This is a genomic window from Membranihabitans maritimus, assembly GCF_021729145.1.
GTDB classification, from domain to species: Bacteria; Bacteroidota; Bacteroidia; order Chitinophagales; family Saprospiraceae; genus Membranihabitans; species Membranihabitans maritimus.
Genome location: NZ_JAJSLW010000008.1, coordinates 191,098 through 209,856, shown reverse-complemented (window position 1 = coordinate 209,856; position 18,759 = coordinate 191,098). Strand labels below are relative to the sequence as shown.

Genomic DNA, 18,759 nt, shown 5'->3' with positions numbered 1-18,759 from the left:
CGGGCTTGTTGAATATTCAAGTAATCTATTTTATCGCACCTTCAAACATAATTTCACTCCATTCCTCAATTCCTATCACCGTCTTATATTTTGGAAAAACATTATCTTCTGACGAAGTTCCGGCAGCTTCATATACATACCACACAGGCTTTCTTCCTCCGGGATCTTCTTCATTATCCGGAAATTTCCGTAAACCAATCTTTAATCCAAATTCTCCCCGGTTGTCAATCCAATTATGCCATTGCATGGCATCAATTCCATCCAGCTTATCAAGTTTTTTCCAGGCATACGCCAATCCAGCAGCCTGCTCAGATAAATCTTTCTTACTGTAGGTCCGGGAATTCGTACCATTTTCAGACAACCACACCGTTCTCTTGATCTCTCCATTGTATAAATTTTCGGGCTTTTTCACCCAATCATTCAGGACTTCAAGATTTTTAAAAGTAATTAATGGCGTATTTTCACTAAATAATGCTTTATCATCTAACCAGGTTTTGGGTTCATTGAGGTCTTGTGGATACGTATGGTAAGCTAATCCCCAATTAAAATCACCTTCAACCCTGGAATAATCTAATAGAGATTGGATCATTTTTTTGGAACCGTAAAACCGGGGTTCTACCGGTTCGGTCCACGAATGTGTAAATGAGGCTAGGACTTCACCATTCCCATTGTAACTCCTCACTATGTTATGGCACATTCTCATAGATTTCATATAGGCATCCAAAAATACCATCATAGGTTTTTCCCCCATATTTGTCCATGTGAGGCCTGCGTCCACTTCATTGTGCATTATCCATTTATGGATTCTGCCATATTTGTGGTCTGTTCGCGAATACCGGGAAGCCAAAAAGTCCAAAGCAGCTGCGTAACAATGAACGCTTTCAGGGTTAGTCATATTTGGCATAGTGAAAAAACCTTCAGCTTCGTAATTTGGGTGCTCTAACAAATCTCCAATTTCAGGATCAACACTTTGGGAGGCACTGTTTACCAGAATAATTGCTGCTACAGAAATATCTTTTGAATAGGCTACCTGCATAGTTTTGTCAAAATGCTCTATCTTCTCCCGGTCAAAGTAATAGGTTTTTCCGGCATATTCGTGTTCAATCGCATTGGGATGGCCATTGAGGCACATAAATTGAGTAAAGGTGATGTTTACCGTAACGCTTGAAATTCCCAAATCATCAAGGTCTGAAGTAAAACCTCTGGACACCGAAAATCCACCGAGTCCCTTCTTGCCTGTTACCTTTTTCACAGGAATATTTTCCGACGCTTCAATTTCATCAGCGTATCTGGCATGAGAAATTATTTTTGAATATCCTCCATTTTCCTGAACCAACACCCACTTGGATAAAACTCGGTCAAAACCTAAATTGTCTCCGGTAGAAAATCGATCGACCTCAATCGTAAAATTTGGGCTTAGTATCTCTGCCATAGGATCAAATTCCATCTTTGTACTCACATCTTCCGAAGGCCTGATTTCGCTTAGAAAAATCCCTTTCGGGTCCGGACAGTAGCCTTTTATAATGATTGTATGTTTGCTTACATTCACACTTGAAATATCAGCACCAAATGATGTTTTAATATAGTCCGTAATAGACTTTTCCAACTGTAGGTCATTTTCCCTATTTGCTTTCTTCTCTTCCGCCCTCGCTTTTTCTTCCTCATTTCTCTTACGGAAATGTATATTTTTTATTTCCATTTCCACACCGGATTCACTACCCAAATCCAGGCGCAATAGGTCGCCAGTTTGCCCCCAGGAAAATTCATCCAAATAGTTCTTTACATCTATCGAAAATGTTTCCCAGGATCCAGGACCTGGCACAATGTCGCTTTTTACAGACCTTTCCTCTGTTATAGGTTCTCCAAAAAATAATTGCAAAGGACCAATGTCTGATCCGGATTTATATTCAAAAGTAAAAACTACACTTTCGTCATCAAGTCCGTATGTAAGTTCTTTTAGTAAAATATAGGGATCATTTCCCGTGGTGGTTATTTTATATTGGGATCTACCTTTGGTGTCAATTATCAAATCATTACCGGAGGAGGTATTCAAACTTAAATAATTGTAAGTCATTTCACTGGGAACTAAATCAGATGGTCCCTCATTACAAGAAGCCCCTCCCAATAAACTGCACAAAATTGTAAGAAAAAGATACACTCTGTATTTCAACAATTTTTCCACTATTAAATATCTCAGATTTTTTTAATTCCGTTTTATGAATAAGGGGATCCCAATTTGCCTTGAACTACCATCCGGGATTTTGCCAACTATCTCCCGTATGCCCGAGCATTTTATTTACTTCAGCCTGGTCGATCGGGTAACGCAAATATTTATCACTTACACAATGTCTATCTGGAAATTTAAACCGGTTGAACGTAAAACTACTTCCTGTATTTTCAATCCTCATGCCCGTAACAAATTTGTCAGTCTCACTCAGCACATTCCATCGCCTCACATCAAAATACCGGTGCTCTTCAAAAGCCAATTCAATCCTCCGCTCATTTCTATATTTTTTTTCAAACTCATCAATATTCATTCCTTCGGGGAAACCCGGCATTCCCACCCGTGCTCTTACTGCGTTAACAGCATCTCGCGCGCTCAGTGAAATGCCATTTTTTTCCAAAACGGCATCAGGTCCATCTGACTGATAAGCAGATTCTGCAAAATTCAAATACAACTCACCCAATCTCAATAACCGGATGGATCCATCGGCATTATTATTTAACCCTGATCGATAATTATTAAATTTCCTCAGGTAATATCCTGTTCTCGTATGTTTTCGATTTAACATTGAAATACCCTCTGCACCATCTACATACGTTTCAATGGTCGAAGCAATACTTTTTACATTAATTGAAATATTTCGAATTTGGAATTGAATCCCTGCCATTCCTCCGAAATCTACACGTAAAAAATCACCCGGATTCCCCCAATCAAAATCACCGACTGGTGAAGTAATATCCAGGGTATATTCTTGCCAATCTTGAGACGCTGGTATGTCTTCAGGTCGAATAGACCGGTTTTCAGCTAATGCAGGCCCAAAAAATATTTGCAATCCTGACAGGGCAGTTGCACTTTTGTACTGGAATGTAAGAGTAGTCGAAGGGGGATCTTCTAATCCTTCTTCCAATTCAGAGAAAAAGATATAAGGATCACCTCCCGTCGTAACAATATCATAAAAGTCATCTTCCTCTGTAACGCTTAATTGGTTAGCTGTTTGGGTCTGGAGCTCCTGGGAATATTCGTCATCCCTGGATTCACTCAAATTCCTGGGGGCACCATTGTAGTAAATTGAAGCATAAAACCTGGGATCTCTTCCTTCATATGGATTCGCCGGATCATATCCTGAGGATGTATTTATAATTGGTTCGAGATTTGATTCGTCAGAATACCCGGTAATGGGTGTTTCGCCATTAGCCATTTCGTAACTGTCAATTAATCCCTGGGTAGGGCATGGTCCGGCTTTCTCCATACCAGGAGTCGTAGGTAATCCGGCAAACTTCCAAACTTCCATTTGTCCACCTACCTGATAAATGGTTTCTTTATCGACACTCCGCTGGTCATTCGAACTCGTCAAAAAATACAAAGCGTATGCGTTTTGGGCAAAATCAGGATCCGGTTCTTCACTAAACAATTCGTAGTCATTATTCAGACATTGGGTTAATGCTTCAAGGTTCACTTCTGTGGCATCATTCCAGTCATAGGTCCCATCCGACCACAATTCACTCGCAGCATACGTCACCGCCTGGGACTTAATGGCATAGGCTACAGCACGGGTCATTATCTGGAACTGATTTTCATAAACCTCCCAAGGAAACCCTTCTCTTGTATCGGGAGCTTCCAATGCCCGGTCACAATCCGCAACAATAAATTGTACGACCTCCGAAAATGTACTTCGATCATCTATAGAAAAGTTATAATCAATGGGTAAAGGCTCTTCAATAATCGGAACTGCTCCGTATCTCTTAATCAACTGGAGATAATACAAAGCCCTAAGCGTACGTGCCTGTGCTTTCCATCCTTCTTTTTCTTCTTCGGAAGCAAAAACCGTTGCATCTTCAATATTTGCGAGAAATACATTGCACTTACGAATCCCTTCATATAGTTGTCCCCATGGACTGCCATCAGCAGAATATGAAGAAAAATTAGTCGGCGTTATATTTCCGTCATACCAAATACTGTATCTGGATCCGGGAGTTATGTCATCAGCGTCTTGAGCCTCATCCGTATAGGATGAACGATCCATGTAGGGAGCCGGGCAATACCCATAACAAGAATTGAGATATCCCCTCGTCCGGTTATAATCATTAAAAACATCATCCATAGTAATACGACCATCGGAAGGTAATTCCAATAAATCCTTACACCCGGACATAATGAATAAAAACACCAACGTAAATATGATTGTAGAGATATTTATAATTTTCATGTTTCCGTAATTTTTACTTAAAATTCAATATTCAGCCCCAGTGAATACACTTTATACACCGGGAACGAGCCAAATTGGCCCCCTTCAGGTCCAAAGTCACTCACCTTCATTTTGTCCCACGTAAGTAAGTTTAAGCCATTAAAAGACAATCTCAATGTATTGATAGACAAACTCTTCAATACATTTTCAGGTAAAGAATATCCAAGTTCTATATTTCTCAACCGAAGATATGATCGATCAAAACTCACAAAATCATTAGCTACATGATTGACTGATTGTGATAATGACAAAGCAGGCCAGGTAATGGTTTCCCCATTGTCATAACGTTCCTGGGTCCAGGCATTTCTGTGAAGTTCTCCAAAAACACCATCGGAACTCGTTTCCCAAATACCTCTTCCACCGATAATTGAATAATATTGACCTACTCCCTGGAAGTGTAGCTTAATATCAAATGACTTTATGGATACTCCACCCACAATCGCATAAGATATTCGTGGCACAGAGCCTACTCCGATAGGAGCTTCATCCCGCTCATCAATCGTCCCATCATTATTGAGATCTTTAAAAATCAAATCCCCCACACGCGGAGTACCTATAGCATAATCCAAATTGGCATTTTCAAGCTCTTCTTGCGAATTAAAAAATCCATTCCCATTGCTATAATCTACCAGATATCCAAATTCCTGTCCAAACGGAAAGCCATCAATTCTTTTGCCATAAACATAATCATCCGCTCTTTGCGTTTCATTGGAATTAACCACAGTATTTTTAACATCGGTGAAAAACCCACCTATAGTAAATGAAAAGTCTGAAGTAACCGTCTTCCTGTAATTTACTGCCAATTCATACCCCTTGTTTTCGAATACCCCGGTATTGACTATCGGATAATTATTGAGGGGAATTCCCTGATACAACGGGATAGTAGCGTTGGCCCGTACAACCATATTATTCAATTTTTCTTTAAAGACATCTATCGAAAAAGACAACTCTTCCCAGAGGCCAATTTCTAACCCAATATTTTGTTTTACAGCTACTTCCGCCTCGATATTTGGATTTCCTACCTGATTTTCATTAATAAGATACTGTAAGGAACCTATTGGACCTCCTCCCTGAAGTGTTACATTGTCAAGATAGGGGTACCGGGCAAGGCCGCTTTGATCATTAGCCGTTTTACCAACAGAACCCCTCAAACTAAGGTTAGAAAGCCAGTCGATTTCTTTCATAAATACCTCATTACTTATATTCCAATTCAAGGATACAGCTGGAGTAATGGTAAACCGGGTATTGCTTGGATATTGTTCGGAACCCGAATATCCCAAAACGGCTTTGACGAAATATCGGTTATCAAAACCGTATCGTCCCATAAAACCGGAACTAATCCGATTATAGGGTAACAAATTAGGGGGGGTGACATCTGCTTTTGTCAAATTTTGATAAACTCCGTAGGCTACACCTCCAATTTCATGCTCACCAAAATTTCTTGCATAATTTAAAATTCCTCTATAGGTAATATGATAATAGTATTGATGGCTTTTACCATAGGATAAAGGAGTGTTTAATTCTCCTCCTTTCTTAATAAATTCAAGATTTTCAAAATCATTGGTACGGATCCATCTCTCATAATCTTGCGTTGTACTTAATGATCCAACCGAATTAGTCTGATAAGCAAATACCCCTTCAAGGGACAATCCTTTTGTGAGGAAAGCCAAATCCAAATTCAATCCAAACTGTGAATTGATATTCGTGACCGTATGATTAACATAACCGGTTCTATTGAGCATTCCGTACGTTGGTGACTGAATTCTTTCAGTTGTCACCACTTCTCCACCTTCATCAATAATTTCTCCACTCCCCGGATCTACAACCTCTGGCGTTAGCGGACCATAAACAGAAGGAGCGAGATCAAATATACTACTGTAAATAGTCTCATTTCCTACCCCCGGTGTATGTTCTCTTTTAATGTTCCCGCTTAATCGAACATATGCCTTTAAATATTTGTTTAGGAACATATCCACATTAGAACGATAGTTCACCCATATATTCCTGGGATTAGGATCATATCGCTCCTGATCTGTATTAAAATAACCTCCCTGGTGCATGAGATTGACATTAGAGTAAAAAACCACTTTATCATTTCCCCCACTAACATTGACTCCAAGCCTTTGCATTGATGCAATATCCTTGACAAAATAATCGTACCAATTGTTATTGGGGTAAAGTTCAGTGCTTTCGCCAGATTCAAAATTTCTTAGAGCCTGATCGGAAAAAAGATAATTAGATCCCAATCCGTCATTTAAAGCAGCCTGGTTTCTCATTCGCGCATATTCCGCAGACGAGTAAATAGTGGGTGTATAGGCGGCCTGTTGAAATGACTGGTCCAGTCTCGTCTGTATTTTCAATTTCCCCTTGTGTCCTCTTTTTGTTTTAATTACGATCACACCATTCCCCCCCTGAATTCCGTAAAGAGCCTGTGCAGTGGCATCCTTTAAAACTGAAATTGATTCAATTTCACCGGCAGATATATATTCCAGGGTTTGCGCACTATTATACGAAGTAATTATCCCATCAATAACGACCAGGGGATCAACGTTTCGAGCCACAGAAGCACCCCTTATCCAAAGAGAGTTACGAGCCCGGGACAATTCGGAATATGTTTCCTGTGTTTGCAATCCTGCTAGTTTACCGGCAAAAGTCATACTCAAATTGGCTACGGGAACCCCCGCCAATTCTTCACCTCTAGTAGTGGATACAGACTCTCCAATAGACTCTCGCCTTTGGGAATAATACCCGAAATCAATAATTTCTTCTTTATTATGGACATCTTTTGACAAACTTATTTCAACATGATCAATTCCTTCAATTTCTATTTCTTTACCCAGGTACCCCGGTTTGTAAAATATCAATTTTGAATTTTCAATGTCCAACTCAATCGTAAATTCTCCATTCTCATCAGTTGTAGTTTCTGTCCTATCATTTTCGCTTCTGACAACAACTCCTTCCAATACTTCACCAAATTCACTTTGGACTAATCCATCAATTTTCACCAGGTTATCCTGGCCATTGGATAATAAAGGCAATAAACCAAGAGTTAATAAAATTACGCATCGACAAAATTGATTCATTGTTATATATTTCATACAATCTATCTTAATTAAATTCAACATTGATCCAAATTACCATCCCGGATTCTGCCAATCCTCACCTTTAATTGAAATCATCCGATTGACTTCGTTTAAAGGAATAGGCACTCTCAAAAATTTATTCGTAAAACACTTCCGTTCCCCATCTCTTACTGTCTTTCGATTATATTCAAAAGAACCATTCACATTCCTTGTAATTTCCATAGCCGTTATCCATTGGTCTGTCGATGATAAATTTCCGCCCGGAGAAGTCCAGCGGCGAACATCGAAATACCGGGTTTCTTCAAATGCCAACTCGACCCTCCTTTCATGCCTGACTCTTAATCTCAATTCCTCCTTCGATAATCCCGACGGAATAGAAGGCATGCCTACTCTAGCTCTTATATCGTTAACGGCAGCTACTGCTTCCTCCAAATGTCCTGCTTCTACAGCAGCCTCAGCAAAATTTAAGATTATCTCTCCCAATCGAAATAATTTCCAATTGGCTCCGGGAACCGGATTGTCTGAACCAGAGTTAGGGTGTAGAAATTTTCTTTGAAAATATCCTGTCCTTGTCGCCTTCCTTACTGTTTCATGTATTCCGGTCTGTGGTTCACCGATATAGGTAGAAATAATTCTGGTTCTGTTCCCCACAGGACCGGGAAAATTTTCGTGGGACTCCGGAGTTTCAGCAAAATTCCAAAAACATTTCCTCTGGGAACCATTATAATATATTGAAGCATAAAACCTGGGGTCCCTATTTTCATAAGGATTTTGCGGATCATACATAGTATTATCTTCATTGTAATTAGGCTCCAGATGCTGGTCATCTAAATATGGCACAGACAGGTCCAGGATGGTTTGACCATTTTCGGTTTCATAAGCATCTATCATTTCCTGGGAAGGACATGTCCCTGTTTTATAGCCATCCTGAGCACCAATGCCATCTATATTCCATGTATTCCCCTGACCATGGATACTCTGATAGATAGTTTCTTTATCCACAGGGTCAGAGGAATAAGCCATTTGTTGAGTAAAGTATTCATTGTATAAAGCTGAATATTCATTTTTATCGGGTCCAATAAATGCTACATCAGAAAGGTAGGTCTGGGGATAATTTACCGTGTTATATAATTCATAACCATTTGACCTGAGATTTTCCAGCGAAGTTTTATTAATTTGATAAGCTTCTTCCCAGTGATCCTGTCCATCCGAATATAAGGGACTGGCTGCAAACAATATCATTTTTGATTTTATTGCTTCTGCAAATGCCTTTGTTACTCTTCCGGCCTCACTTCCGATAGTAATCCTCCAGGGAAACTCACTTGTATTCAACGCAGCATTACAATCTTCAATAATGAATTGAACTACCTCATAATATGATGGTTTTTCCACTTCGGCAAAATCATCCTCCAACTGATACGACTCTCTTACTATGGGAAGTCCTGTTCCGTACCATTTCAACAATTCTGAGTAATAATAAGCCCTTAATGCATGCGCTTCAGCTTTCCACCTATTTCGATCAGCCTCACTATCTACTGCTGCGCTTTCAATCTTGTTGATAAATATTGCACAATTTCGAATGGAGTTCCAATACCGGTTCCAGTAATCACCATTTCCCGCTTCAGCACTAATGTTTACTATAGGATGATTCGCAGGAGAAGCATCACCATTATACATTCTCCCCGCCATAATCCACGGCTCAGCTTCTGCATCTGTATCCCAGGCTTCATCGCTCCATACTACCGGACCACGACTCCAAAAAAAATACCGGTTTCCCTTTGCAGGCATATTATTATAACACGAATTGAGGAAAGCTCCCGTTTGATCCGGATCTGAAAATACTTCGTCAATACTTAATTTACCATCCGGAGCCATATCCAAAACATCATTGCAACTTTGGAGAACAAAAGCACCCATTAGTGCAAATAATATATATAGTCTATTAGTTTTCATAATTTATTCGTTATGAATGATTAGAAAGAAATATTTAGCCCCATATTAATCATCTTTGTAATGGGATATCCAATTGGCGAGCTAACCTCCGGATCTAAATGCCCCATTTCCATATTATCCCAGGTAAATAGGTTTTGGCCTCCGGCATACACTCTTAATGATTTGACACCTAATACCTGAAGAACATTGGGTGGAAGCGTATATGCCAGTTCAACATTGCGCAACCGGGTGTAGGATCGGTCCATTATAAAGAAGTCATTGGCCACGTGATTGGTCGTGCTCCTTGTACTCAGGGCAGGGTATGTAATCTCCTCTCCATTGGCATATCTTTCCGGTGTCCAGGCTGTTTTGTGATAATCAAAATATGTTCCCTGTTTTGTATATTCATAAACACCTTGATTTGCAAAATGTCCGGAATACCTGCCAACTCCCTGAAAAAAGGTCGAAAAGTCAAAGGCTCCAAGACGGACAGTCAAGGAAATCCCATACGTAAGTCCGGGGATACTCGAAAATCCAATTGGTGCCTGATCCTTATCATTTATCACCCCGTCCTCATTGAGGTCCTGATAAATAAAATCCCCAACCCGGGGGTCGCCAAATCCGTATACAGTGCTGGAAAGGTATGATTCTAATTCTTCGCTGGAATTGAAAATTCCATTTCCATTAGTGTAATCAATTTTATATCCCCAATTTTGTCCTAAAGGATACCCCGTTGATCTGTACCTATACGCATATGTTTCATCTCTTATAGGCTCATCGAGAAACACTACATTATTTTTGTTAAAACCCAGATTTCCCCTAACCTGAAAATCTATATTATTAGTGACAATTTTATTATAAGAAAGCTCCACCTCAAATCCTTTATTCTCTACCTCACCTAAATTCACCTTGGGTATATTACCTAAAGGAACGCCCTGAAATTGCGGTACTGTTCCCCGGGAAATCAAAATATCTGTCCTGTCCTCTAAAAAGTAATCCAATGCTAAACTCAATTCACTATTGAATTCCACATCCAATCCATAATTTTGTTTTTCAGCCAACTCCCAGGTAATGTTTGGGTTGCCCAATAGTCCCTGGTTTACACCCTGACCCCGGCCCAGACTTCCAAGTGGCCCTCCACCAATCGTAATATCACTTTGATACAGAAAACGTGCACTACCTATTTTATCATTACCTACTCTACCTACTGAAGCCCGAAGTTTTAGATTTGTAATTAAATCACTATTCCTTAGAAATTTTTCCTGACTCACCACCCACCCAATTGAGACCGCCGGAAAAAAGCCAAAACGTTGACTGGGCGCAAATTGCTCTGACCCATTGTAACCCAAATTGAATTCAGCTAAATATCGATTATCATAGGCATATGTTGCCCTACCGGCAACTCCCAAAACGTTATAGGGGATTTCTCCAATAGTAGATTCCCAATAATCTCTTTGAGCCAAAATCATTCCCCCTACGCTATGAACATTATTAAAAGTGCGATTATAATTTATGGAACCTTGCAGATTTATACTATATCGGGAATCTGCACCTTTTACCAATGACAATAATGATTCATCATTTCTTTTTATGGCATAACTTAATTCATCAGTATCATAGTTCACATCTGCCAGGAACAACCTTTCTCTTTTACTCCCTTGCATAGCTGTGGTAGCCCGTGCATCATAAGAGACCATGCCTTTTATACTTAATCCCCGGGTTATTGATTCTCCCAAGTCCCATTCCAGTCCCAGGGTAGAATTAAGATTTGATCTTACTTCCCGACGATATCCCATTCTGTTCATAATTTCAAATGCCGATCGATCAAGGTACCCGGGATCAACGATCTGTCCCGGTTCTACTCCAAAACCATCAATAGTCACAGGACCTGGGGTAATAGGCAAAATCGTCTGTGCCTGATACATAAGATCCGTAATCATCCATCTGGTATCGCCTCCTCCATATAGATCAGCGGAAGGCATATTGACCTTTTCTATATAACTTCCGATGTTCAGAAAGGATTTTAAATTTGAAGTTACCTGATAATCGAGATTAGCTCGAAAATTAAATCTATCCATCCACGACGATGGATCATATCCAAGTTCAGACGCTGGTTCAGTTTTCAAATTTCCTCCCTGGTGTAAAAAACCGCCATTAACAAAATATTGTACTTTCTCAGTACCTCCACTAGCATTTACATTGACCCTGGTTTGCGGGGTATATCGCGAAATATATTCCCTGTAATAATCGTGATCGGGATATAAATAATTCCGTATCCTTGCCTTTTCTTCGAAGTCAGGGTCACTCGGGTCTAAACCAGCCAATGGATCCATGTATTTTTGTATTACATCTTCCGGAAACGGCGCATCTACTATCCCATCGTTTTTTGCTGCTTCATTCCGGATTCTCATATATTCTTCTGAGTGAATTCGCTCAGGCTCACGCGTAAAAGAAGTAAGGCTTTGATCCAGGCTGATATTCAAATCCATTTTACCTTCTTCTCCTCGCTTAGTTGTAATTAATATAACACCATTAGCTCCTCTAACACCAAAAACGGCCGTTGCAGAAGCATCTTTTAGAATGGATACCGATTCTACCTCATTGGCATCCAGGGTTCTGATATTATCCCTGGGCACACCATCAATCAATATCAAAGGACTTTGTCCATTGGTGGTAGCTGCTCCTCTCAGATACATGGTAGGATCATCCCTACCCGGCTGTCCTCCACCGGTTTGTATTGTCGTGAGCCCTGAAAGTCTACCGGCCAACGCACTTGCTAAGGAAGCAGAAGAACTTTTTTTAAGTTCCTTTTCATCTACTGAAGTTACTGAACCAGTTACAGAAACCTTCTTTTGAATTCCATAACCAACTACCACAACTTCTTCTATCGTCTGGGCATCTTCTAGTAACACCACATTGATTTCACTACGAGTACCGGTAACGTTAATTTCTTTGGAAGTATATCCCACATATGAAAAAACCAGCGTATCACCTGCATTGATATTTGCCAACACAAATTTACCGTCAAAGTCAGTAATAGTACCTTTTACCTGCTTTTTCAATTTCACATTCACGCCTATCAAGGGTTCCCCTTCTCTATTACTCACCACTCCTCGTAAAGTATCAATTGCTGAATATGACCTGTCGATATTTAAATTTCTGGAACGAAGTCTTTGCGAAGTATTATCTCTATCAAATCTCTTAATTACAATGGCGCTATCTTCAACTACATAAGTGAAAGGCTGATTAACAAAACACAACTGCAACACTTCAGAAAGTGGCTTATTTTCTACCCTAACAGTGACCGGATTCGCTCTTTTCAAGAAAACAGAAGGATAAATTATATCAAAGTCCGACTGTTTCTGAATTTCATCAAAAACTTTCTTCAAATCTGCATTCTCGAAAGAAAAAGACACATTTTGACTCCATCCGGAGGCTACTGCCTGGAAGGCAAAGAATATTATAGAAAAGGCAATATACCTCATCTTACGAAAATGTAAATAGCTTACGAACCAGTTCCTGTTAATGGACACAAAGAGTTGATATACTCGATGCCACCCTTTACCAACCCTGGAGCTGGTATTACAACACCTATATTCCATATTACTGTAATTAATTATCTAAAATTAAATTCTATATCTCCACTACTACTATCATAAACCTTTGCGGACAATAATCAGGTCTTCATCCACTTCAAACTTCACCAGCTCAGTAATTTCCAACAAGTGAAGAACCTCCCTAAGGTTTTTTGTTCTCGAAACACGTCCACCAAATCCCTCATCAGGAAGATTGCCTTCTAATTTAAATTCTACATCATACCATCGCTCCAATTCCTGAAAAATCTCTGATACATTTTTTTCATCGAAATAGAAATACCCTTGCGTCCATGCAATTGATTTTTCTACATCTGCACCTACAACCGTTCGAATATTTCCTTCCTTATTGACCGCAACTTTCTCCCCGGCTTCCAATAATTTAATTTCTTTGTCAGTAGAGACCTTTACACTTCCCTCGACTAATGCTGTTGCTACTTCTTCAGCATCGGCATAAGCAGACACACTGAATTGAGTGCCCAAAACTTCAATCCTTTGATTCTTACTATAGACTGTAAATGGAACTTTCCCTTCAGATTTGTACACTTGTTTCGTCACCTCGAAATATACTTCTCCATTTATAGACACATCCCTGCTCTTCCTATCGAACCAATTCGGGAAGCTGATAGAAGACGCCGAATTCAGCCAAACCCGGGTTCCATCCGACAAAACCACATTAAATTCACCCCCTATGGGCGTTTTAATGGTATGTTGAATATTTTGTAATGGATTTTTTGCTGTTTGATCATACTCTATCGTTCCATCGCCACTCTTTCTTATCCGGGCACCACCGAAATCAATCCACTGACCAATTTGCAAACTATTCAAAGCAATCTCTGCCCCTGATTCAGAAATAATAACAGCTCTCTTATCACCCGGTGATATTGTTTTTAAACTTTCTAAACCATTATTTTTTGAAGCTAATGCATTTATTGGCTCCGGGGATGACTCAGCAACCTGTAAAAAGACACTGATTCTATAGCCCAAAACCAGGATAAAAATAAAGATAGCGACCTTGCCTACAATAGATAATAAAGAATTTGACTTTCTTCGATTGATTAATTTTCTGGAACGCTCATAATCTGAAATTCGGTTTTCGATTAAGGTTTGTAAGTTATTGTCCTTCCTTTTTGACTTATATACTTTTAAAATTTCTTCATACCGATCCATAAATTCTTCCAATGATTGATCATCCAATGTTTTCAACCATTGTGAAATCTTATTTTGATCTTCTATCGTAGCTTGTCCTCCGGCTATTTTATTTAACAACCTATTTATTTCACTTTGCTCCATTCTTATCCCGAATCGTTAATTTGTCATGTAGATGGATAAATAGCAGAAAAGGACACCTTAAAATTGAAAAAAATTCATAATTTTATTTAATATATGTATAAAATAATGATAATCAGCATTAAAAAATAAATATGGCTACCAAAATGGGAAAGATTTCTCAGAAATTTGCTCCCAAAACATTGGGAATGATGTGTTAATTTATTAGTTCAATTTGGTTAGAATGGGCTATGACCAACCTGCTTTGTGACAACCTGAAATAATGATTGGTGTTCCAAGCATCTAAAAAAAAAGATGCATTTCTTTGAGTATTCTGTTTCCCATCTTAAAGGAAACGATTTTAGGAGCCTCAAAATCATTTTACAAAATCAGTCTATGATAAGAGTCTATATCCTTTGTAAGAATACGTTTTTTATGTTTAAGAGGTATGTACTAATATGTTCAATTAGTACATAACAATCTAAATATTGATTGTTATTTCTCATTTTCTTTTCGTGTCTTCCGTCGATGGATACGCAGATGTCCAGATAGGGACAGATGGCGAAAATGAAAGAGTATTACTTTTTCAAAATTAATTGATGGTAACAAATCAAGATTCGGAAGAAGTCAACTGCCTTTTTTATCCCTTTGTCTTGAAACAAAGGGATGAAAATTCAAGACAAATTAATTGCTTTTGCTCATAGCAGGCTCCTGCTCCCACCTATTTTGTCGATTGCCTTCGCACGTATCTTTTATTATTAAAAATAAATTGAACAATATTTCTAATTTATGAGTTCGAAGGTCTTAGGTTTCGAAAATCCCTAACGCTTTATCTTAAATGCAGGCCTTGCCTCCTTCGTCGACCGAAAATCAACCTAGCTTTAGTGGTGGCACAGTCCTACAGGGCCTTAAAGTGTTTGGATTTGATACATATCATTTACATAAGAGAAAAAGTCGAACAAAAATTACAACGAAATCTCCTGCTACCAAATATTCCAAAATCGTTTTTACTGTAATTCTTAATCTACAGGGTATAGGTTTTACCATTAAAAATCTCCGGATCTACATCCTATCTAATAATTCTTGCATTTCATGAATGATTCTGGTATTAACACAAAGCGTTTAAATATCGCTCATTAATCTCACGAAATTTGGTAATTTTCCAAGAGCTGTAAAAATTATCTCTCTTCCAGTATCTCGCTCACTTTTTTGCCATAAGCATTTCCGTACAACTGCATTCCCAGATCATTCTGGTGAGTCCCGTCCACCGTACAATCCATGCACATATTTATCTCATCTTTTGAAAGAAAGAACACATCTTTCATCCCTTCCGATAAAAACGTATGATACATTTCCTTCAAAACGGCATTAATCCTTTCCACGGTATCATATCTACTTTTCCGGGTCACAGCATCTGAATACCCCGCATGCTGTACTAATAATATAGGAGTGTTGGGACGCTTTTCTTTTAATGTATTAACAGATCGGCGGATCCGCTTTTTTAATTCATCTTCCGGATATAATTTTTCACTGGTAAGATTGGGCAAACAATCCAATATATATGCAGAAGCTTCTATCTCCGATATATAATCAATCAATTCCGGTTCTAACCGGCCATTTCCGGAAAATGCCAAATTGATGACAGGTCGTTCAATTTTACGCTGAAGAATAGATGTCCAAGCCATACCGGGGCGGGAAGCACAAGCTCCCTGAGCGATCGAAGTTCCATATACCACTACTGGTTTCGTATTGACAGGTTGTACAGCATTGATTTCATATCCTTCAGGAATACCGATTTCCATCCACTCAACATGATTATACAGTGGTAGGTATAATTCGTATTCTTTCTGTGAGTTTTTAGCATTCCATATTGAATTTAATTCATCAAATGTATATACGATTGTATCCTTAAAGGAATATCCGCCTTTACACCATAATTGGCCATTTGTTTCATTACTCTTCATATACAAATCCACTCCGCTAACACCTGTCGCAGGCATATGGGGCATTTGTACATTCCCGGAAACCTGATATCGCACTTTAATTCCCGGTGCGTCTGAAGCGAAACGGATGGTTATACCTGCTGCATGTCGTGAAAGATTCCACACTGCTTCCCGCACTTTTCCCTCAGCAGAAGAAGGCAGTCTATCATATGGATTCTTGAGGTCATTAGTACTCCAGCCCTGTGAAAGTATTTGAAAGGAAGAGTTCTCGGCGGGATTGAACCAGGTATAGTCCTGTGCTTGAACTAATAAATGGGAAAAGAGGAGAAAGAAAACAATAGAGACTACATACTTCATAAATGGATAATTTAAAATATTACAATATATTATGCTAAAATAATCATTATCCATTCACTATTTTCCCAAAATTCAAATTCCATAACCGCACCAGAGGAATGGATACGCTTCTCTATGACAACCTCCTTTCCTTCCAGAACCATTTCCACAAGTTTTATTACTATTCTTTTGCTTCACCAATATTAAAAACTAATATAATACAAACCCGATTGATGAGATAACCACTAATAATTGTTAAATTATTTTTATGACCAAAAGTTCGCTTATCACGCACTATTCTTCTCTAAAAAATCCTCTAAATACTCTGTTGGTGTCGTTCCTTTTATTTTTTTAAACTGCTTATTAAAATACGAAACATTACCGAATCCACTATGGTATGCAATCTGGGATATAGAAAGTTCACCTTCCAAAAGAAGTTTGCACGCATAGCCTACCCGGATCTCATTTAAATAATTGACAAATGACTTATTAGTCCTTTCTTTAAAAAAACGGCAGAAAGAAGTATTGGTCATATTGATAAGCTCTGCAACTTCAGCTATGGATATAGATTCTTTAAAATTCTGCATAACATACTCATATACCAAGTTAATTCGATGATCCTGATCTGCATCAATGGATTGCATAAAACTGGTACTAGACAAAGGGATAAGACCCGGAGATTCCGATATCCTTTCAAGGATTTGAAGTAGCTTCACAATTCTTTTCAACCCCGTTGTTTCTGGTAACATAATAAGCTTTTCCTTAATGTAGCTTTGAGTAAAAGAGTCCGTTACACGTACACCTCTTTTTGTTTTATCAAGCAGTTCATTGAGTTTGGTAACTTCTGGTAAATTGTAAAAGGACTCACCTATAAAATGATGTTGAAAATGAGCTGAGATACTTTCTGAGTAGAGGTCCGGATTCTTTCGAATATCACTTCGCAGTTCATGCGGAAGATTAGGTCCAATGAGAATTATATCATTTTGATCGTAGTTCTCCATCCTATCACCAATAAACAACGTGCCTCGTCCTCTATGAATATAGGTAATCTCATATTCAGGATGATAGTGCCAGGGATTATGTATATACGGATCACCATTCCTCCAAACTTTGAATGATTCATTTCTGGGTTCGCAGTGACGCATTAAAATAGGTTTCATAATTCTACTTGTTTTATTTTATCAAAACATAATTGCACTTAGAAAATATTGTGTTATCAATGGCGAATATAGCGTTATTTCTAAAACAACAAAAGCTTAATATTTGCTATTGAAATAAATTTTTAGACATTTTGATTACAAACAAGGCATTAATTAGTTAAATATTTTGACACCTACATTGTTTTCTTTCTATCATTTAATACTGGAATAATATATTAGTATGAATACGGTTAACCAATCCGGTAATTTAACCCGGTCAATAATAAACAAAAGTATCGACGACGCGCTCCATTTAATTGATACGCTAGGGTTTCCACTTCCACCATTCGCACAATGGAGATGTTTGGATTGGAAAAATGCCGATCAGGAATATGATGAAATCCGGGAATGTATGTTGGGTTGGGATGTTACCGATTTTGGAAGTAAGGATTTTGAAAATATTGGACGTGTACTTTTTACTGTAAGAAATGGAAGACCAGGCAACAAACATTATCCCAAGGAATATGCAGAGAAATTGTTAATTGACCCTGAAAATCAGCGAGCTCCGGCACACTATCACAAGAGTAAGCGCGAAGATATAATCTGTCGTGCCGGAGGAAACATTCTTGTGCAATTGACAAAAGCTGATGAATCGGGTTTCCCGAGCAAAAAGTCATTTACAGTTCAGGTAGATGGTTGTACCAAACGAATTGAGCCGGGAGAAATTATTCGGCTTATCCCGGGAAGGAGTATAAATATCCCCCCTTGGTACATACATCAATTTTGGGGAGAAGAAGGTACTGGAATTTCTCATGATGGGAAACGGTATACACTCAGCAGTGAAATATCAAGCGTCAATGACGACCAAAATGACAATTTCTTCCTCACCGAATCCGGAGAAAGATTTCCCAGGATTCATGAAGATGAAAGCAGAAAATACTATTTGTGTCATGAATATCCTGCTTCTGAATAAAGTACAATAGAAAATATAAATA

9 protein-coding genes are annotated in these 18,759 nt (G+C 38.7%); 1 reads left to right on the top strand and 8 read right to left on the bottom strand.

Features of this window, described 5'->3' with window-relative positions; translation table 11 throughout:
* Positions 1-25 precede the first annotated feature (25 nt).
* The 8 genes from LVD47_RS11610 to LVD47_RS11575 all read right to left on the bottom strand — a co-directional run bounded on the left by LVD47_RS11610 (position 26) and on the right by LVD47_RS11575 (position 17,785).
* Positions 26-2,182, bottom strand: a complete 2,157-nt coding sequence (locus tag LVD47_RS11610) for a DUF5722 domain-containing protein (protein WP_236976093.1) — start codon at positions 2,180-2,182, stop codon at positions 26-28.
* Between the two features lie 64 nt (positions 2,183-2,246).
* Complete coding sequence (locus LVD47_RS11605; protein ID WP_236976091.1) at positions 2,247-4,430, bottom strand: RagB/SusD family nutrient uptake outer membrane protein; 2,184 nt, start codon at positions 4,428-4,430, stop codon at positions 2,247-2,249.
* Positions 4,431-4,447: 17 nt separating this feature from the next.
* Positions 4,448-7,552: a SusC/RagA family TonB-linked outer membrane protein gene (locus LVD47_RS11600; RefSeq protein WP_236976089.1), complete on the bottom strand. Its 3,105-nt coding sequence runs from the start codon at positions 7,550-7,552 to the stop codon at positions 4,448-4,450.
* A 51-nt stretch (positions 7,553-7,603) separates the two neighbouring features.
* Positions 7,604-9,505 (bottom strand): RagB/SusD family nutrient uptake outer membrane protein, encoded by a 1,902-nt coding sequence (locus LVD47_RS11595; protein ID WP_236976087.1) that lies wholly within the window; start codon positions 9,503-9,505, stop codon positions 7,604-7,606.
* Positions 9,506-9,525: 20 nt separating this feature from the next.
* Positions 9,526-12,969, bottom strand: coding sequence for a TonB-dependent receptor (locus LVD47_RS11590; protein WP_236976085.1), 3,444 nt, complete (start codon positions 12,967-12,969; stop codon positions 9,526-9,528).
* 168 nt (positions 12,970-13,137) lie between these two features.
* A complete protein-coding gene (locus tag LVD47_RS11585) occupies positions 13,138-14,346 on the bottom strand; it encodes a FecR family protein (RefSeq protein ID WP_236976083.1) in 1,209 nt (402 codons plus the stop codon).
* Positions 14,347-15,524: 1,178 nt separating this feature from the next.
* Positions 15,525-16,646 carry an SGNH/GDSL hydrolase family protein gene (locus tag LVD47_RS11580; protein ID WP_236976081.1) on the bottom strand — a complete coding sequence of 374 codons (1,122 nt, stop codon included), beginning with the start codon at positions 16,644-16,646 and terminating at the stop codon, positions 15,525-15,527.
* Positions 16,647-16,912: 266 nt separating this feature from the next.
* Positions 16,913-17,785 carry an AraC family transcriptional regulator gene (locus LVD47_RS11575; protein ID WP_236976079.1) on the bottom strand — a complete coding sequence of 291 codons (873 nt, stop codon included), beginning with the start codon at positions 17,783-17,785 and terminating at the stop codon, positions 16,913-16,915.
* A gap of 220 nt (positions 17,786-18,005) precedes the next feature.
* On the opposite strand from LVD47_RS11575, the gene LVD47_RS11570 reads away from it, so the two are divergent.
* A complete protein-coding gene (locus LVD47_RS11570) occupies positions 18,006-18,737 on the top strand; it encodes a D-lyxose/D-mannose family sugar isomerase (RefSeq protein ID WP_236976078.1) in 732 nt (243 codons plus the stop codon).
* Positions 18,738-18,759: the final 22 nt, after the last annotated feature.

Bases quoted from the DNA above. Each gene is read 5' to 3' on its own strand.
- LVD47_RS11605 (WP_236976091.1), bottom strand. From the start codon at position 4,430: ATGAAAATTATAAATATCTCTACAATCATATTTACGTTGGTGTTTTTA.
- LVD47_RS11600 (WP_236976089.1), bottom strand. From the start codon at position 7,552: ATGAATCAATTTTGTCGATGCGTAATTTTATTAACTCTTGGTTTATTG.
- LVD47_RS11595 (WP_236976087.1), bottom strand. From the start codon at position 9,505: ATGAAAACTAATAGACTATATATATTATTTGCACTAATGGGTGCTTTT.
- LVD47_RS11590 (WP_236976085.1), bottom strand. From the start codon at position 12,969: ATGAGGTATATTGCCTTTTCTATAATATTCTTTGCCTTCCAGGCAGTA.
- LVD47_RS11580 (WP_236976081.1), bottom strand. From the start codon at position 16,646: ATGAAGTATGTAGTCTCTATTGTTTTCTTTCTCCTCTTTTCCCATTTA.
- LVD47_RS11575 (WP_236976079.1), bottom strand. From the start codon at position 17,785: ATGAAACCTATTTTAATGCGTCACTGCGAACCCAGAAATGAATCATTC.
- LVD47_RS11570 (WP_236976078.1), top strand. From the start codon at position 18,006: ATGAATACGGTTAACCAATCCGGTAATTTAACCCGGTCAATAATAAAC.